The organism is Blautia pseudococcoides (assembly GCF_001689125.2).
In the GTDB taxonomy this organism is placed as follows: Bacteria; Bacillota; Clostridia; order Lachnospirales; family Lachnospiraceae; genus Blautia; species Blautia pseudococcoides.
Genome location: NZ_CP015405.2, coordinates 4,242,501 through 4,259,716, shown reverse-complemented (window position 1 = coordinate 4,259,716; position 17,216 = coordinate 4,242,501). Strand labels below are relative to the sequence as shown.

Genomic DNA, 17,216 nt, shown 5'->3' with positions numbered 1-17,216 from the left:
TCACCTCACAAAATAGGCTCCTTCGCCGGGGTACCCGCTTTCCGCGGATATCTTTTCGGTGTAGGCTTTGCCTTCTGAATCACCACAAGGGAACGCTCCATATCTGTACCCGGAAGGAGAAATTCTTCTGTCTTCTCCACCTTTCCCCCAAGTACGGAAACTGCCTTTTTCCCTTCCAAAAGTTCCTCTTGCATTTTGCCTGACTTATAAGCCACAAAGAAACCGCCCTGCTTCACGTAAGGCATACAATACTCACTGATGGTACATAGCCTGGCAACAGCCCTGGTCACACTCAGATCATACTGCTCCCTGTGCTCCTGCCTTCTTGCTCCATCCTCCGCACGTCCATGAACCGTGTGTATGCCTTCAAGTCCCAGTTCACCTATGACAGCATCCAGAAATTTAAGACGTTTGTTCAGAGAATCCAGGAGTGTTACCTGAAGATGGGGAAACATGATCTTGAGGGGAATTCCGGGAAATCCCGCCCCTGTTCCCACATCTATACAGGATTTTATATTCTCCATATCCAGCGCTTTTACAATGGAAATGCTGTCCACAAAATGTTTGGTCAAAACCTCCTGGAATTCCGTGATCCCTGTCAGGTTCATGACTTTATTCCATTCCACCAGCATCTCATAATAGCGCACAAACTGCTGCTTCTGCCCTTCTGTAAGCGTAAGGCCAAATTCCTGTGATCCATTCTCCAAAATATCTAAACAATACGTCTCCTGTACCTGATTTGTCACTTCACTCATACATCCACCTCCTTATGCACTCCGCCTTTCCTGTAAGATTCCATATATACAAGAAGTACCGATATATCTGCCGGGGACACGCCGGCGATTCTGGATGCCTGCCCAACCGATACCGGACGGTATTCCTTTAACTTCTGTTTTGCCTCGATCCTCAGCCCGTTTACCCCGTCATAGTCCAAATCCTTTGGAAGACGTTTTGTCTCCAGTTTTTTAAACTGCTCCACCTGCTTTAACTGCCTGCGGATATATCCGTCGTACTTAATATTGATATTTACCTGCTCCGCCACATCCTGGGGAAGCTGCGGCCTTTTTTTATCCAGAGGAGCAAGGACCCGGTAGGAAAGTTCCGGACGGCGTATCAGCTCTGCCAGAGAAGAACCATTTTTCAACAGCGTACTGCCGTAAGATTCCAGAAGCTCCTGCACTTCTTTGGATGCACCCACAAAGGTATTTTCCACACGTGCAGCTTCCTCCTCTATCTTCTGTTTCTTCCAGAGTACATATTCATACTCCTTTTTGCTCACCAGTCCCACCTTATATCCTTTTTCCCTGAGGCGGAGGTCTGCATTATCCTGCCTTAAAAGCAGCCTGTACTCGGCACGGCTTGTCATCATCCTGTATGGCTCATGGTTTTCCTTTGTCACCAGATCATCAATGAGAACACCTATATAGGATTCAGAGCGGTCCAGGATCAGCATATCCCGGCCCAGCACTTCCATAGCTGCATTGATTCCTGCCACAAGCCCCTGGGCTGCTGCCTCCTCATAGCCGGAACTGCCGTTGAACTGCCCGCCTGAGAAAAGCCCTTTTATCTCCTTGAATTCCAGGGTTGGATAAAGCTGCCTTGCGTTGATACAGTCGTACTCAATGGCATAGGCATTTCTCACAATCTTCGCCTGTTCCAGTCCCGGTACCGAGCGATACATCTCATACTGTACATCCTCGGGCAGGGAACTGGACATTCCGCCCACGTACATCTCATTGGTATAAAGTCCTTCCGGTTCCAGAAATACCTGGTGCCTGTTCTTGTCCGCAAACTTTACCACCTTATCCTCAATTGAAGGACAATACCTGGGTCCTGTACCCTCGATCATACCGGAATACAGAGGCGAACGGTCCAGGTTGTTCTTAATGATCTCATGTGTCTTTTCATTGGTGTAAGTAAGCCAGCAGGATGCCTGTTCAATCTGTACATCCTCAGGGTTTGTGGAGAAAGAAAAGGGAACCACTCTCTCATCCCCGAACTGTTCCTCCATTTTTGAAAAATCAATGCTTCTCTTATCAATTCTGGCAGGTGTCCCTGTCTTAAACCGATACATCTCAACTCCCAGCTTTTTCAGGGAATCTGTCAGGTGATTGGCGGCCTGAAGGCCATTAGGCCCTGTATAGCTGCTCACATCACCGTAAATGCATCTGGCTTTCAGATATGTTCCTGTACAGAGCACCACTGCCTTTGTCAGATAAGTGGCACCTGAATAAGTTTTAACGCCCTTGATCTTATGTTCCTCAGCAAGGATTTCCGTTACCTCAGCCTGCTTTACGGTCAGATGTTCCGTATTTTCCAGTACCCTTCGCATACGTCTGGTGTACTCCTGCTTATCCGCCTGGGCACGCAGAGAATGGACAGCCGGTCCCTTGGATACATTGAGCATCTTTGACTGGATAAATGTCTTGTCAATATTTTTTCCCATCTCACCCCCAAGGGCATCAATCTCTCTCACCAGATGACCTTTGGAACTTCCGCCTATGTTTGGGTTGCAGGGCATCAGCGCAATGCTGTCCACACTCACGGTAAACATAATAGTATCCAGACCAAGCCTTGCACAGGCCAGCGCTGCCTCACAGCCGGCATGGCCGGCGCCAACTATGGCTACATCATAATTCTCAACCAGATTATTCATTCTAATGGCATCCTTTCCCGTAACTATTCATCAGGTCTGTGCATTTACTGTACTGAATAGTTACTTTTTCTCAAAATCTATTCACATGAACCTCTTGTATTTAACCCGTTATCCACATTTATTTTCGATCTCCTCTATTTTTGTGGATAACACCTCCGGATTTCTATTTTCCTGTGCAGAACTTTGAAAATATTTCATTCACCAGGTCTTCTCCAACAAACTCCCCTATAATGCTGCCCAGACTCTCATAAGCATTCATAAGGTCAATAGAAAAGAAATCCTCAGGCATCTGCATAGCAATACTGTTTTCCACCAGTTCAAGACTTTTCTTTGCGTCCTCCAAAGCCGTCTTGTGACGGATATTTGTAATATACACCTCATCGTTAAAAGACAGCTCCCCTTCAAAGAACATCTCTTTGATCTTCTGCTCCAGCACATCAATACCCTGCTTCTCCTTGGCGGAGACCGGTATCACTGGATGGTTCATCCGCTTCCTAAGACTTTCCTCTGAGACTACAGTCTCTAAGTCCGTCTTATTCAGAAGGATCACAGCCTTTTTATCCTCCAGCATAGAGATGATCTCCTCGTCATTCTCGTCCAGCGGTATAGAAGAATCCACCACGTAAAGGATCAGATCCGCATCTTTTGCATACTCTTTTGCTCTCCCCACACCAATCTGCTCCACCCGGTCTTCTGTATCCCTGATCCCGGCGGTATCTATCATGCGGAGAGAAATTCCGTGCAGTACAATGGCCTCCTCCAGAATATCTCTGGTGGTTCCTGCAATATCCGTCACAATGGCCCTCTCTTCTCCCACCAGAAGGTTCATAAGGGAGGATTTCCCTGCATTGGGCTTGCCCAAAATAACGGTCTTGATCCCTTCCTTCATCATTTTTCCTTCCCCGGCAGTTTCCAGAAGCCTTTCAATTCTGGACTTCTGTACCGCCACTTCTTTTTCCAGGGTTTCCCCATACCCGTCTATACTGATATGCTCCGGGTCATCCAGCGCAGACTCTATATAAGCGATCTGATAAATGATACGCTCTCTGATTTCTTTGATCACTTTCTGTACAGAACCCTTCAACTGGTTCAGAGAACTTTTCAGTGCATACTCATTTTTAGCATTAATGACATCAATTACCGCCTCCGCCTGGGACAGGTCAATTCTTCCGTTTAAGAATGCCCTCTTAGTATATTCCCCTGGCTCTGCCGGGCGGGCACCGTATTTGATCACAGTCTCCAACACCCTCTTCATAGCCAGAATGCCGCCATGGCAGTCTATTTCTACGGTATCTTCGCCCGTATAACTTTTCGGACCGTCCATGAGCATGACCAGCACCTCGTCAATCTCCTCCTCCCCATCATAGATAAATCCGTAATGGATGGTGTGGGACGGCTCCTTCTCAATCTGTTTTCTGCCCCCTTTGGAGCGGTAAACCTTCTTTACGATTTTACGGCTTTCGGGACCGCTCATGCGGATGATTCCGATTCCCGACGCGGTCATAGCCGTGGCAATTGCTGCGATTGTATCAGCCATTTTTCTCAACTCCTCTGATTCTATCTCAACTTTAACACAGGTAACGTAAACTTATAGTCAAAAAAAATATTCCAGGCAAAAGCGCAGAGAAAAATATTCTCCATTATTCACGCTTTCACCTAGAATAATCATAATTCCTTATATATATTATTTTTTCAGCTTTACAACCACATGGCGGTAAGGTTCATTTCCCTCACTGTAAGTCTCCACATAACGGTTGCCCTGTAATGCAGAATGGATGATCCTTCTCTCATAGGGATTCATAGGCTCCAGAGATACAGGTTTTCTGGTCTTTCTGACTTTGTAGGCAATGCTCTTTGCCAGATTTTCCAGAGTCTCTTTTCTCCTGTTTCTGTAATCCTCAGTATCCAGCTTCACACGGATATATCCCTGTCTTCCCTTGTTCACAACAAGGCTTGTGAGATACTGCAGAGAGTCCAGCGTCTGTCCTCTCTTGCCGATAAGAATGCCCATATCCTCGCCTAAAAATTCAATTTCCAGGTTACCTTCCGCACTCTTATACTCCATCTTGATTTCAACTTCAAGCTCCATGGCTTTGAACACGCCATTTAAGAACTTTTCCGCATCTGCTTTTACGGCTGTGATTTCTTCTTCTGTTCTCTCAACGACCTTCCGCTCTTCGTGCTGCGGTTTTACATCCTCTTTGTGAGCCTCTGTTCTTCTTACTTCCTTTTTCGGTTCCCTCTTAGGCTCTCTTTTCGGCTCGTTCTTAAACTCTTTTTTTACTTCTTTTCTCTCTTCTTTTACCGGAACAGCCTCTTCAATTACTGGTTCTTCTGGTAAGGATACTTCTTTTCTGCGTACATTAATTCTGGCCGGTTTGGCTCCGAACCCCAAAAATCCTGAACTGCCTTCAAATAAAACCTGAATCTCCAGATTTTCACTGGAAGTCTCAAAATCCAGACAAGCTTTTGTGATCGCTTCGTCTACAGTTTTTGCAGAAAATTCTTTGAATTCCATACTTCTTCCCCCTTACCGCTACTTCTTCTTGGATTTGTTTTTCTGATCAAATTGAGCAACCATATTTGCCTTTGAAGCCAGGCTTCCCGGTTTTGCGTTCTGTGAATTCTTGTAGTATTCCGTAGATTTCTGCACTGCGGCATTTCTGTCTTCAGCAGAGATCTTCTTTGGTTCCTCGATGTTTTTTACATTCATCTTTGCCTGCTGTGTGATCTTCTGCGGCGGAAGTCCTGCTTTTGCACGCTTCTTAGCCATCTTCTCCTGGTTCTTCTTGATAAAGTCATCCATATTCATATTGTCCAGATGTCTGTTGATGACAAGCTGCTGAACACAACGGATCACAGAACCGGCAATCCAGTAGATACCAATACCTACAGGGAAGGAAAAACAGATAAAAGCGGAAAACAGCGGCATGAAGGTATTCATCCCCTTCATTGTGGCATTCATCTGGCTGTTTGTATCGTCTGTTGCTGCTGTTGGCATTAATTTTAAGTTCAGCATCTGAGTCAGCCAGGATAACAATGGGATCATGATCGCCGCAAGGATCAAAAGATAAGTGTGGTCACTCCATCCTGTCTTGATCAAAGAAAGTGGTGTATCCGCAATATTCAGGCCAAGAAAATTCTGCATAGGATGAATCTTATTGGCAGTATCACTTAACGTCTGCGCAAAGCCGCTGAACTTGTCCACTTCTCCAAGGTCTGCCCACTGTGACGGAGACAGACTGTATAAAAAGTCGATGACATGGTTATCATTGATTCCCTTGCCGTTTGTAGGCCAACTGTAACTTCTGATACCATGATCTTTAATAAAATCGCTGATAATACCTACATATCCGTCAACATTTGTAATTTTTACAACTGCTGTATCGAACATGTTTCTGATTCCTCCAATGTATCCCGGCATCTTTATGATAACCTGATACAGAGCAAAGAATATAGGCATCTGAATGACCATCTGCAGACAACTTCCTGTGGGAGATACGCCGTATTTCTCATATACAGCCATGGTCTCTTCCTGCATTTTCGCCTGTGAGGCCTGATCTTTTTTTGCTTTATATTTCTTACTGATCTTCTGTAATTCCGGGGACATGACAGCATTCATCTTAGAGAACTTCTGCTGCTTGATCTGCAGCGGCGTCATGAACATATAAATGATAATTGTAAATAAAATAATACAGAGGCCAAGATTTGTGACCCCGATACTGTAAATGCCGTTCATCAGCCAGCCCATTACCTCAGCCACCCATTTTACAATCGGCATTGTACTCTTTGTTAGCAACGCAACCAAAATATTTTCCTCCTTATAGCCGGTTTGTCACCTTCATCTCTCAAGCATACCGCCTTTGTAACAAAAGGGCGGTGCATAATTATCTCCTAACAAGATAAAACAATACTTATGGTACCGGATCGTATCCGCCTTTTGAAAATGGATTACATCTTAAAATTCTCCAGCAAGCCAATAAACTACCTTTTACTGCACCATATTTCTCAATTGCTTCTAATCCATACTGAGAACACGTGGGTATATAGGGACAACGGGTTCTCTTTAACGGGGATAAATATTTCTGATAAAGCCGAATCATCTTAATCAATACTGTTTTCATTCTCTTCACTTCTTATGGTCTTTGTGAACTTACCTAAATGCAAAAGCGCACTCTCCATGGAATGGAATCCCTGATCCTTTCCATTTACCCTGACTACTACAACAATATCATATCCGCACTTGAATTTTTCTTCGTTCAATCGGTAGCTTTCTCTGAGAAGCCTGGTCAAATGATGTCTTACGACACTGTTTCCTACCTTTTTACTTACGGATATACCAATTCTGTTCTTGTCCAACTGATTCTTTAACACATACATAACTAAGTACCGATTTGCAAATGATGTTCCCTTTTTATAAACCAGCTGAAAATCTCTGTTTTTCTTTAACGATTCCGAATATTTCATAAACCATCCTTTAATGAAAGAAGAGGTTACTATTCAATCAGGTCAGCGCATTCACTGCGCTGACCGTATATAAGAGTTACGGCATCAGGTATCGGCCCCATCGCCAAGCGATTTTAATGGGCAAATACCCGTAATTATTCAGGTAACTGAATAATTACAAGAAGAGAAGAAAAGACCACATATCTGCGGTCTTAAGCTGATAATCTTTTTCTTCCTTTTAATCTTCTTGCAGCTAAAACTTTTCTTCCGGCCTTAGTGCTCATTCTTGCTCTGAATCCATGAACTTTGGATCTGCTTCTCTTTTTTGGCTGAAATGTCATTTTCATATTCCAGGCACCTCCTTTAAACCAAATATCTATCTATTATTCAGATAGTATTCCTATAATTATGCATGATAGAAAACATCATTTCAATTATATTCGGAAACCCTTGATTCGTCAAGATATATTTTATTTTTTTCTTTAAATATATTTATCACGGAAATAGGCTGAAATCCGAGTATTCACCTGTTTTCCACATTCCGGTTTTCCGTTCTGTGGAAAGATTTCCCGGGACGCTTCTGCTAAAATGATTATCCCCACAGTTATTCACACGATTCTAGTTTACGTAATGTTATCCACAAATTGTGGATAACTTGTGGATAACTTTTCCGTTTTCCCCACACTTTTTTGCCCTTTTCGACAAAAAAACCTTAATTTATCACGATTTTCGCCATGTGGAAGATGTAAATGGAGTTATACACATTTCTCACATCTTCCTTTTTCCACAATGTTTTTAACTTTGTAATCCTCATTTTCCACACAGTATTATCCACATTATTAACATAACCTTGTGGATTTCTGTTTAGAATTATTTTTTCATTGCTAAAAATTCTATTTTATTATAATATATAGATAATAATACGTTTTTTGCAATAGAAAGTCCGCAGGCGCGTACTTTCTATTGTTGTGTGCTTTGAAACAAGGGAAAAAAGAACGTCTTTTTCAACATGATCATCAATCCCTCTCCATATTGCACAAGTCTGGAAAGGAAACGCGAAAACAAACGGGAGAATTCAAAATGCATTTAATACAGGAAAAATGGACAGACATATTAAATATGATAAAAACGGAGCATCAGTTATCTGATGTCTCTTTTAATACCTGGCTGAAATCCCTGACAGTCCACAAAGTGGAAGGGGATACCGTTACCATCATAGTCCCCACAGGCCAGATTGGCATTAATTATATTGCCAACAAATATCTTCTTCCATTAAAAGTGGCAATTGCTGAAACTGCGGGAGAAGACTACGAAATTGCTTTGATCTTACCGGATGACGTGCCGCCGGAAACGGCGGATACCCCCGTATCATCCGCTGCCGTGAATGAAAGTATTGAAAAAGCCAACTTAAACCCTAAGTATACCTTTGACACCTTTGTAGTCGGAAGCAATAACAAACTGGCACACGCAGCTTCCGTTGCAGTGGCGGAATCTCCCGGTGAGGTGTATAACCCTCTCTTTATATATGGAGGAGTTGGTCTGGGAAAAACCCATCTTATGCATTCCATCGCACATTTTGTGCTTCAGAAAAGACCGCAGTCCAAGGTACTGTATGTGACCAGTGAATATTTTACCAATGAACTGATTGAATCAATCCGTAACGGCAATAATACAACTATGTCCAAGTTTCGTGAGAAATACCGGAATATAGATGTACTTTTGATCGACGATATACAGTTTATTATAGGAAAGGAATCCACCCAGGAAGAATTTTTCCACACCTTCAATGCTCTCCACGGAGCGAAAAAACAAATCATCATCTCCTCGGATAAGCCCCCCAAAGATATGGAAATCCTGGAGGACCGGCTTCGTTCCCGATTTGAATGGGGATTGATCGTGGACATCTCCTCACCTGATTTTGAAACCCGAATGGCGATCCTTAGAAAAAAGGAGGAGCTGGACGGCTATCAGATTGATGATCAGGTCATTGAATATATTGCACAGAACGTAAAGTCAAATATCCGTGAGCTGGAGGGTTCCCTGAATAAGATCATGGCATATGCAAATCTGGAGAACCGGGAGATCAACCTGGCTCTGGCGGAAAAAGTATTGAAAGACATCATATCGCCAAACCAGAAAAGGACCATAACACCGGAACTCATTATTAATATAGTAGCAGAACACTTTGATCTCACTCCCTCTGACCTGACCGGAAACAAGAGGAGTTCCAAAATTGCATATCCAAGACAGATTGTTATGTACCTGTGCCGCCAGATGACAGAAACCACCCTGAAAATTATCGGTGACAGCCTGGGTGGACGAGACCATACGACCATCATGAGCGGCATAAATAAAATAGAGCGGGAAGTTGAGGAGAACGACGACACAAGAGAAATCATTGATATATTGAAGAAAAAAATCAATCCTGCCAAGTGATCCTCAAGCTATGCACACACACTTTCCTGCAGTATTTGATTATCCACAACCTTAGGTGAATATAAAGTGACTTACATGTGGATAAGTGTTGATAACGTGAACCCCGTTTTTTACCCATGATTCTATCAACAGCTTATTCACTTTAACTTCAGCTTTAACCCACAAAGTTATCCATACTATGAAAGCCGCAATTCCTGCGGGTTTCGAGGGTTATTCACAAATTCACATCCCCTAAGGCTACGACTGCGGATTCCTTAATATTATTTTATAGATAAAGCCACTTTTGCAAAGAAAGGAAGTTATACACATCATGAAATTAATTTGTCCTAAATCAGAATTATTAAAAAGTGTAAATATTGTCATGAAAGCCGTACCGGGAAAAACAACAATGCCCATTCTGGAATGTATTCTTATTGATGCATCAGCCAATGAAATCAGATTTACATCCAATGACATGGAACTGGGAATTGAAACCATTGTTGACGGTACTATAGAAGAAAAGGGTATTATCGCTCTGGATGCTAAGATTTTTTCTGAGATCGTAAGAAAGCTTCCGGATAATAATGTTACCATAACAACAGATGAGAAACTAAACACTCTGATTACCTGCGAAAAAGCAAAATTCAATATTCCGGGAAAGTCCGGTGAGGATTTTTCTTATCTTCCGTTCATTGAAAAAAATGACTGTGTACGGATTTCACAGTTTACTTTAAAAGAAATTATCCGTCAGACTATTTTTTCCATAGCAGCAAACGAAAACAATAAGCTGATGACAGGTGAACTTTTTCAGATTGAAAACAATATGCTGCGTGTGGTTTCCCTTGACGGACACCGTATTTCCATCAGAAAAATTGCGCTGAAAGAAGAGTGCGCAGATAAGAAAGTGGTTGTTCCCGGTAAGACACTGAATGAAATCAGTAAAATTTTATCCGGTGAAATGGAAGATATGGTAGAAATCTATCTTGCGGAAAACCATATCTTGTTTGAATTTGATAATACCAAGGTAGTATCCCGTCTGATCGAGGGCGATTACTTTAAGATTGACCAGATGTTATCCAGTGACTACGAAACAAAAGTCAAGATTAATAAACGTGAATTTTTAGATTGTATTGACAGAGCAACCCTTCTTGTAAAAGAGGGAGATAAAAAACCCATTATCATTCATATTGAGGATGGCTCCATGGAACTGCGGATTGATTCTCAGATTGGTTCTATGAAAGAGGACATTGACATTGAAAAAGAGGGAAAAGATATTCTCATTGGTTTCAATCCCAAATTTCTGATTGATGCGCTGAAGGTGATTGATGATGAGGAAGTCTGTATTTATCTGATGAATCCCAAAGCGCCCTGCTTTATCCGGGATGAGGAGGAGCAGTATATTTATCTGATCCTTCCTGTAAACTTTAATGCTGTCAGCAGATAAAAACGGGTTTGAAAGCCGTTAGGAGAGAAAGAATGGAAATCATAAAATTAAAAGATGAGTTTATTAAGTTGGGCCAGGCCCTGAAAGCCGCAAATCTTGTGGAGGACGGGGTGGAAGCCAAATATGTGATACAGGACGGTCTTGTAAAAGTCAATGGTGAGACCGATACCAGACGAGGCCGCAAACTTTACGATGGGGATCTGGTGGCTTATGACGGTCAGGAGATCAAAATAGTAAAATGAATTTACTATTACCGTTTCTGTCACGTGAAGTTTTCAGCGCCCCCCAACAACAGGTGTTTACATGTATATTGAGTCTATAGAACTGAAGAATTACAGGAATTACAATCTTTTATCCCTGCAGTTTGACAAGGGAACAAATATTCTCTATGGGGATAACGCCCAGGGAAAGACCAACATCTTGGAGGCTGTATATCTGTGTGGCACCACAAAATCACACAGAGGCAGTAAGGACAGAGAGATGATCCGGTTTGAACAGGATGAATCCCATATCAGGATGTTTGTGAATAAGGACGGCATATCCCACAAGATTGATATGCATCTGAAAAAAAATAAAGCTAAGGGCATAGCCATTGACGGTATCCCCATCCGAAGGGCCAGTGAGCTGTTCGGAATTGTCAACATTGTATTTTTCTCGCCGGAGGATCTGAATATTATTAAAAACGGTCCTGGTGAGAGGAGAAGGTTTATTGATTCCGAGTTATGTCAACTTAATAAGGTGTATTTATCTGATCTATCCAGTTACAACCATGTCCTGAACCAGAGAAACAAGTTGTTAAAGGATATTGGATCTAGCAGCGGCCTGGCGGCCACACTGGATGTGTGGGATGAACAATTGGTACGTTACGGAAAATCCATCATTGAAAGCCGTCATGAATTTGTCCGCGATATAAATGATATTATCGGAGAGATACATAGCAGCATAACAGGCGGAAAAGAAAAAATAGAACTGGTTTACGAACCGAATGTAAGGAGCGATGAGTTCTATGAACAGTTGGGAAGAAACCGGGAAAAGGATTTCAAATTCAGGAATACATCATCCGGACCCCACAGGGATGATTTATGTGTTAGAATAAATGAGATTGATATTCGCAAGTTTGGTTCACAGGGACAGCAGCGCACAGCTGCCCTATCCCTGAAGTTATCGGAAATCTATCTGGTGGAGAAAAAGATAAAGGATGTTCCAATCCTTCTTCTGGATGATGTTTTGTCGGAACTGGACGCCAACAGGCAGAATTATCTGCTGGACAGTATCCGGGATGTGCAGACTATGATAACTTGTACAGGTTTGGATGATTTTGTAAACAAAAGATTTGAAATCAATAAATTGTTTAAAGTGGTGGAGGGGACAGTTGCCCCCTGAGACGACCAGCGGAAAACCGGTGAGCATTGCCGGTAAACAGGAGGAAATGCATGAGCACAGAATTTAAAACAGAGTATGGAGCAGATCAGATTCAGATACTTGAGGGATTAGAGGCTGTTAGGAAAAGGCCCGGTATGTATATCGGCAGCACCTCCGCCAGAGGTCTGCACCACCTGGTATATGAAATTGTAGATAATGCGGTAGATGAGGCCCTGGCCGGATACTGCGATACTATAGAAGTATTTATAAATGAAGACAATTCCATTACTGTTACTGACAACGGACGTGGTATTCCCGTAGGTATCAACCATAAAGCAGGGATCCCGGCCGTGGAGGTAGTTTTTACCATCCTCCATGCAGGCGGCAAGTTCGGCGGCGGGGGATATAAGGTTTCCGGCGGTCTTCACGGCGTTGGCGCATCTGTTGTAAATGCCCTCTCCACATGGCTGGAGGTAACCATTTATCACGAAGGAAAGGTCTACCGTCAGCGCTATGAGCGGGGTAAAACCATATATAAACTGAAGGTCATCGGTGACTGTGACCCGGATAAGACAGGAACCATGGTCACCTTCCTTCCGGATGCGGAAATCTTTGAGGAGACTATATTTGATTTCAGTACCCTGAAACACAGATTTCGTGAAATGGCATTTTTGACAAGAGGACTGAAGATCATTGCTGTAGATAAGCGGGATGAAGAGCCAAAGGAAGTGATCTTCCATTACGAGGGCGGTATCAAGGAGTTTGTTCAGTATTTGAACAGAAGTAATTCCTCCCTCTATGAAGATATTCTCTACTTTGAGGGGACAAAAGACGGTGTGGTTGTGGAAGTAGCTATGCAGCACAATGATTCCTATACAGAAAATACCTATGGTTTTGTAAATAATATCACGACGCCGGAGGGCGGCACGCATATTGTGGGATTTAGAAATGCCCTTACCAAAACCTTTAATGAATATGCCAGAAAAAATAAAATCTTAAAAGAAAGCGAGTCAAATCTTTCCGGTGAGGATATCCGTGAAGGTCTGACTGCTATTATCAGTGTTAAGATTGAGGACCCCCAGTTTGAGGGACAGACAAAACAGAAACTTGGAAACAGTGAGGCCAGGGGGGCTGTTGACAATGTTGTGAGCAGCCAGCTTGAAATCTATCTGGAGCAGAACCCTTCTGTTGCCAAAACAATCATAGAAAAATCCGTACTTTCCCAGCGTGCCAGGGATGCAGCCAGAAAGGCCAGAGAACTGACAAGGAGGAAGTCTGCGTTAGAAGGAATGTCACTTCCGGGAAAACTGGCAGATTGTATGGACAAAGACCCCTCAAAATGTGAGATCTACATCGTAGAGGGAGATTCTGCCGGGGGCTCTGCGAAAACCGCAAGAAGCCGTGCGACACAGGCGATCCTTCCGCTGAGAGGTAAAATCCTTAATGTGGAGAAGGCAAGACTGGACAAAATATACGCCAATGCCGAGATCAAAGCTATGATCACAGCTTTCGGAACCGGTATTCACGAGGATTTTGATATCAGCAAGCTTCGTTATGGAAAAATCATCATCATGACAGATGCCGATGTGGACGGCGCTCATATTGCAACTCTTCTGCTGACGTTTTTATACAGATTTATGCCGGAGCTGATCAAACAGGGCCATGTATATCTGGCTCAGCCGCCTCTCTTTAAAATTGAGAAAAATAAGAAAGTTTTTTATGCCTATTCTGAGAAAGAACAGGATTTGATATTAAATGAAATCGGACGTGACGGCAATAACAGGATCCAGCGTTACAAAGGTCTGGGAGAGATGGATGCAGAACAGCTTTGGGAGACAACCATGGATCCGGAACGCAGGATACTTCTGAGAGTTACCATGGATGAAGAGGCATCTTCTGAAATTGATCTTACATTTACAACCCTTATGGGAGATAAAGTGGAGCCTAGACGTGAATTCATAGAAGAAAATGCAAAATATGTTAAGAATCTGGATATATAAGCGGCCGACGGAAGCGGAGTTAAGGAGAAGCTAAATGGAAGATAATATTTTTGATAAAGTCCAGGAAGTGGACTTACAGAAAAAAATGGAGGAGTCCTACATTGAGTATGCCATGAGTGTTATTGCATCCAGGGCATTGCCGGATGTCAGGGACGGTATGAAGCCGGTACAGCGAAGAATACTGTACTCCATGATAGAATTAAACAACGGCCCCGACAAACCTCACAGAAAATGTGCACGTATCGTAGGTGATACAATGGGTAAGTATCACCCTCATGGTGACAGTTCTATCTACGGAGCTTTGGTCAACATGGCACAAGAATGGTCAACCAGGTATCCTCTGGTGGATGGGCATGGAAACTTTGGTTCTGTGGATGGTGACGGTGCTGCTGCCATGCGTTATACAGAGGCCCGCCTGAGTAAAATTTCCATGGAAATGTTGGCGGATATTAATAAAAATACAGTTGATTTTGCTCCAAACTTTGATGAAACGGAAAAAGAACCCCTGGTTCTCCCCTCCAGATACCCAAACCTGCTGGTAAACGGTACATCAGGTATTGCAGTAGGTATGGCAACTAATATACCGCCCCATAATCTGAGGGAGGTTATTTCTGCTGTTGTAAGAATTATTGACAACATCATTGAAGAGGACAGGGAAACCGAGCTGGAGGAGATTCTGTCCATCATAAAAGGACCTGATTTCCCAACCGGAGCCATGATCCTTGGCACAAGGGGGATTGAGGAGGCTTACCGTACAGGCCGCGGAAAAGTTAAAGTGCGGGCAATTACAGACATAGAGACACTGCCCAGCGGCAAGAGCCAGATCATTGTTACAGAGCTGCCTTATATGGTCAATAAAGCACGTCTGATAGAGAAGATGGCAGAACTTGTAAGGGATAAGAAAATTGATGGAATCACGGCTATCAATGACCATTCCAACAGGGAAGGTATGCGTATCTGTATTGAACTGAGAAGAGATGCCAATGCCAATGTCATCCTGAACCAGCTGTACAAGCATACCCAGCTTCAGGATACATTCGGGGTTATTATGCTGGCACTGGTGAATAATCAGCCGAAGGTCATGAACCTTCTGGAAATGCTCAAATATTATCTGCGCCATCAGGAAGATGTTGTGACCAGAAGGACACAGTATGACCTGAACAAAGCACAGGAACGTGCACATATCTTGGAGGGTTTGTTAAAAGCCCTGGAACATATAGATGAGGTGATCCGTATTATCCGTGCGTCTAAGACAACACAGCAGGCAAAGGATTCTCTTATGGAGGCATTTGGCTTCTCTGAGGCCCAGGCCCAGGCTATTGTAGATATGAGGCTGCGTGCACTGACCGGTTTGGAGAGAGACCGGCTTCAGGGCGAGTATAATGAACTGGTGAAAAGGATCCGGGAGTTAATGGCTATTCTTGCGGACAGAAACCTTCTGCTCCGCGTTATTCGTGAGGAAATCCTGGGTATTTCCGATAAATACGGGGATGACAGAAGAACCTCCATCGGTTATGATGAATTTGATATTTCCATGGAAGACCTGATTCCAAAGGAAAATACAGTCATTGCCATGACAAAGTTAGGTTACATCAAACGTATGACCGTTGATAATTTCCGCAGCCAGAACAGGGGTGGAAAGGGAATCAAGGGTATGAGTACCATTGATGACGATTACATTGAGGAGCTTTTGATGACAACCACACATCATTTCCTCATGTTCTTTACTAATATGGGACGGGTTTACCGTATGAAGGCTTATGAGATTCCGGAGGCCAGCAGAACAGCAAGGGGAACTGCGATCATAAATCTGCTTTCCCTGCAGCCGGATGAGAAAATATCCGCGGTGATTCCTATTAATGAATTTAAACAGGGAAATTATCTGTTTATGGCAACGAAAAACGGCCTTGTGAAAAAAACGCCAATTGAGGATTACAGCAATGTGCGGAAAACAGGTCTTGCAGCTATTGCCCTGAGAGAGGATGATGAGCTGATCGAAGTCAAATTTACTGATAATAAGAAAGATATTATTCTTATCACTAAATTCGGCCAGTGTATCCGTTTCCACGAAACAGATGTTAGGAAGACCGGACGTGTATCTATGGGGGTACGTGGTATTAATCTGCTTGAAGAGGATGAAGTTATTGGTATGCAGCTCAACTGCCAGGGAGATTATCTGCTGATAGTCTCTGAACATGGTATGGGCAAGAGAACTTCTATAGGAGAATTTACCTGCCAAAACAGAGGCGGTAAAGGTGTTAAATGCTATAAGATCACAGAGAAGACAGGAAACGTGATCGGGGTAAAGGCGGTCAATGAGGAAAATGATATTCTTCTGATCACAACAGAGGGAATTGTCATCCGCCTGGAGTGCAGTGCAATTTCCATTCTGGGCAGAATAACATCCGGAGTAAAGCTTATGGACCTGAACGAGGGAGTGACGGTAGCCAGCATTGCGAAGGTAAGAGAGAAGGAAGAAAGTGAAGGTGAGGAATCCGCAGAGGCAGATTCCCAGACAGAAGAGAACCAAGGAGAGTAAAATGCGTAGATTAAAAGGGCTTCTATGTTGCGCTTTGGTGATAATGCTTATATTTTCTTTGAGCGGATGCGGCGTTAAGGTAAGCACAAAATCACCGGAGAGTGTTACAAAATCTATTGTAAATGCATATCAGAAAGGGGATACCGAGGCAGCAAAGAAATGCCTCGGCCAGGACCCTGACAAAAAATGTGCGGATGAGATCACGCAGGAAATAAAGTATAATATGAAACAGTTTAAGGCCTATGGTGCATCAGAGGTAAACTTCACCAAGTGCGAATCCCTGGGGAATTTTAATGGCTATGAACTGGTTTATGCTATTTACAATCTGGTGAAGAAGGATAAGGATGACAAAAA

At 43.2% G+C, this 17,216-nt stretch carries 15 protein-coding genes (1 of these 15 only partly in view); 7 read left to right on the top strand and 8 right to left on the bottom strand.

All coding sequences use genetic code 11. From position 1 onward, the window contains the following. Positions 1–5: 5 nt before the first annotated feature. The 8 genes from rsmG to rpmH all read right to left on the bottom strand — a co-directional run bounded on the left by rsmG (position 6) and on the right by rpmH (position 7,449). Positions 6–755 carry a 16S rRNA (guanine(527)-N(7))-methyltransferase RsmG gene (gene rsmG / locus A4V09_RS20190; protein ID WP_084043695.1) on the bottom strand — a complete coding sequence of 250 codons (750 nt, stop codon included), beginning with the start codon at positions 753–755 and terminating at the stop codon, positions 6–8. Further along, complete coding sequence (gene mnmG, locus A4V09_RS20185) at positions 752–2,656, bottom strand: tRNA uridine-5-carboxymethylaminomethyl(34) synthesis enzyme MnmG (RefSeq protein WP_065543896.1); 1,905 nt, start codon at positions 2,654–2,656, stop codon at positions 752–754. The genes rsmG and mnmG overlap by 4 nt, the downstream gene beginning before the upstream one ends. 163 nt (positions 2,657–2,819) lie before the next feature. Further along, positions 2,820–4,193 (bottom strand): tRNA uridine-5-carboxymethylaminomethyl(34) synthesis GTPase MnmE, encoded by a 1,374-nt coding sequence (gene mnmE / locus A4V09_RS20180; RefSeq protein WP_065543895.1) that lies wholly within the window; start codon positions 4,191–4,193, stop codon positions 2,820–2,822. Between the two features lie 147 nt (positions 4,194–4,340). Next, complete coding sequence (gene jag, locus A4V09_RS20175; RefSeq protein ID WP_065543894.1) at positions 4,341–5,174, bottom strand: RNA-binding cell elongation regulator Jag/EloR; 834 nt, start codon at positions 5,172–5,174, stop codon at positions 4,341–4,343. Positions 5,175–5,192: 18 nt separating this feature from the next. Continuing rightward, positions 5,193–6,464 carry a YidC/Oxa1 family membrane protein insertase gene (locus tag A4V09_RS20170; protein WP_084043694.1) on the bottom strand — a complete coding sequence of 424 codons (1,272 nt, stop codon included), beginning with the start codon at positions 6,462–6,464 and terminating at the stop codon, positions 5,193–5,195. A gap of 106 nt (positions 6,465–6,570) precedes the next feature. Further along, entirely contained in the window at positions 6,571–6,780 is a 210-nt protein-coding gene (gene yidD, locus A4V09_RS20165; RefSeq protein WP_081960513.1) for a membrane protein insertion efficiency factor YidD, read from the bottom strand. After that, complete coding sequence (gene rnpA, locus A4V09_RS20160; RefSeq protein ID WP_065543893.1) at positions 6,761–7,123, bottom strand: ribonuclease P protein component; 363 nt, start codon at positions 7,121–7,123, stop codon at positions 6,761–6,763. Before rnpA ends, yidD begins: the two co-directional genes overlap by 20 nt. Positions 7,124–7,314: 191 nt before the next feature. Further along, positions 7,315–7,449 carry a 50S ribosomal protein L34 gene (gene rpmH, locus A4V09_RS20155; protein WP_065543892.1) on the bottom strand — a complete coding sequence of 45 codons (135 nt, stop codon included), beginning with the start codon at positions 7,447–7,449 and terminating at the stop codon, positions 7,315–7,317. Positions 7,450–8,182: 733 nt separating this feature from the next. Here rpmH and dnaA point away from each other — a divergent pair. The 7 genes from dnaA to A4V09_RS20120 all read left to right on the top strand — a co-directional run. Further along, positions 8,183–9,538 (top strand): chromosomal replication initiator protein DnaA, encoded by a 1,356-nt coding sequence (dnaA, locus tag A4V09_RS20150; RefSeq protein WP_065543891.1) that lies wholly within the window; start codon positions 8,183–8,185, stop codon positions 9,536–9,538. Positions 9,539–9,848: 310 nt separating this feature from the next. Beyond that, positions 9,849–10,961: a DNA polymerase III subunit beta gene (gene dnaN, locus A4V09_RS20145; protein ID WP_065543890.1), complete on the top strand. Its 1,113-nt coding sequence runs from the start codon at positions 9,849–9,851 to the stop codon at positions 10,959–10,961. 32 nt (positions 10,962–10,993) lie between these two features. Next, the gene (locus tag A4V09_RS20140) at positions 10,994–11,203 is read left to right on the top strand and encodes an RNA-binding S4 domain-containing protein (protein WP_065543889.1); all 210 of its coding nucleotides are present in this window, start codon (positions 10,994–10,996) and stop codon (positions 11,201–11,203) included. A gap of 61 nt (positions 11,204–11,264) precedes the next feature. Beyond that, complete coding sequence (gene recF / locus A4V09_RS20135; RefSeq protein WP_065543888.1) at positions 11,265–12,344, top strand: DNA replication/repair protein RecF; 1,080 nt, start codon at positions 11,265–11,267, stop codon at positions 12,342–12,344. A gap of 50 nt (positions 12,345–12,394) precedes the next feature. Beyond that, the gene (gene gyrB / locus A4V09_RS20130) at positions 12,395–14,323 is read left to right on the top strand and encodes a DNA topoisomerase (ATP-hydrolyzing) subunit B (RefSeq protein WP_065543887.1); all 1,929 of its coding nucleotides are present in this window, start codon (positions 12,395–12,397) and stop codon (positions 14,321–14,323) included. Positions 14,324–14,357: 34 nt separating this feature from the next. Continuing rightward, positions 14,358–16,862 carry a DNA gyrase subunit A gene (gene gyrA / locus A4V09_RS20125; protein ID WP_065543886.1) on the top strand — a complete coding sequence of 835 codons (2,505 nt, stop codon included), beginning with the start codon at positions 14,358–14,360 and terminating at the stop codon, positions 16,860–16,862. A gap of 1 nt (position 16,863) precedes the next feature. Further along, on the top strand, positions 16,864–17,216 hold the 5' portion of the coding sequence (locus tag A4V09_RS20120) for an LptM family lipoprotein (RefSeq protein ID WP_065543885.1). The gene runs 235 nt beyond the window's last position; 353 of the gene's 588 nt are visible here — the first part of the coding sequence; the start codon lies at positions 16,864–16,866; the stop codon falls past the right edge of the window.

Coding starts and splice junctions, on each gene's coding strand:
- rsmG (WP_084043695.1), bottom strand. CDS start 755: ATGAGTGAAGTGACAAATCAGGTACAGGAGACGTATTGTTTAGATATT.
- mnmG (WP_065543896.1), bottom strand. CDS start 2,656: ATGAATAATCTGGTTGAGAATTATGATGTAGCCATAGTTGGCGCCGGC.
- mnmE (WP_065543895.1), bottom strand. CDS start 4,193: ATGGCTGATACAATCGCAGCAATTGCCACGGCTATGACCGCGTCGGGA.
- jag (WP_065543894.1), bottom strand. CDS start 5,174: ATGGAATTCAAAGAATTTTCTGCAAAAACTGTAGACGAAGCGATCACA.
- yidD (WP_081960513.1), bottom strand. CDS start 6,780: ATGAAAACAGTATTGATTAAGATGATTCGGCTTTATCAGAAATATTTA.
- rnpA (WP_065543893.1), bottom strand. CDS start 7,123: ATGAAATATTCGGAATCGTTAAAGAAAAACAGAGATTTTCAGCTGGTT.
- rpmH (WP_065543892.1), bottom strand. CDS start 7,449: ATGAAAATGACATTTCAGCCAAAAAAGAGAAGCAGATCCAAAGTTCAT.
- dnaA (WP_065543891.1), top strand. CDS start 8,183: ATGCATTTAATACAGGAAAAATGGACAGACATATTAAATATGATAAAA.
- dnaN (WP_065543890.1), top strand. CDS start 9,849: ATGAAATTAATTTGTCCTAAATCAGAATTATTAAAAAGTGTAAATATT.
- A4V09_RS20140 (WP_065543889.1), top strand. CDS start 10,994: ATGGAAATCATAAAATTAAAAGATGAGTTTATTAAGTTGGGCCAGGCC.
- recF (WP_065543888.1), top strand. CDS start 11,265: ATGTATATTGAGTCTATAGAACTGAAGAATTACAGGAATTACAATCTT.
- gyrB (WP_065543887.1), top strand. CDS start 12,395: ATGAGCACAGAATTTAAAACAGAGTATGGAGCAGATCAGATTCAGATA.
- gyrA (WP_065543886.1), top strand. CDS start 14,358: ATGGAAGATAATATTTTTGATAAAGTCCAGGAAGTGGACTTACAGAAA.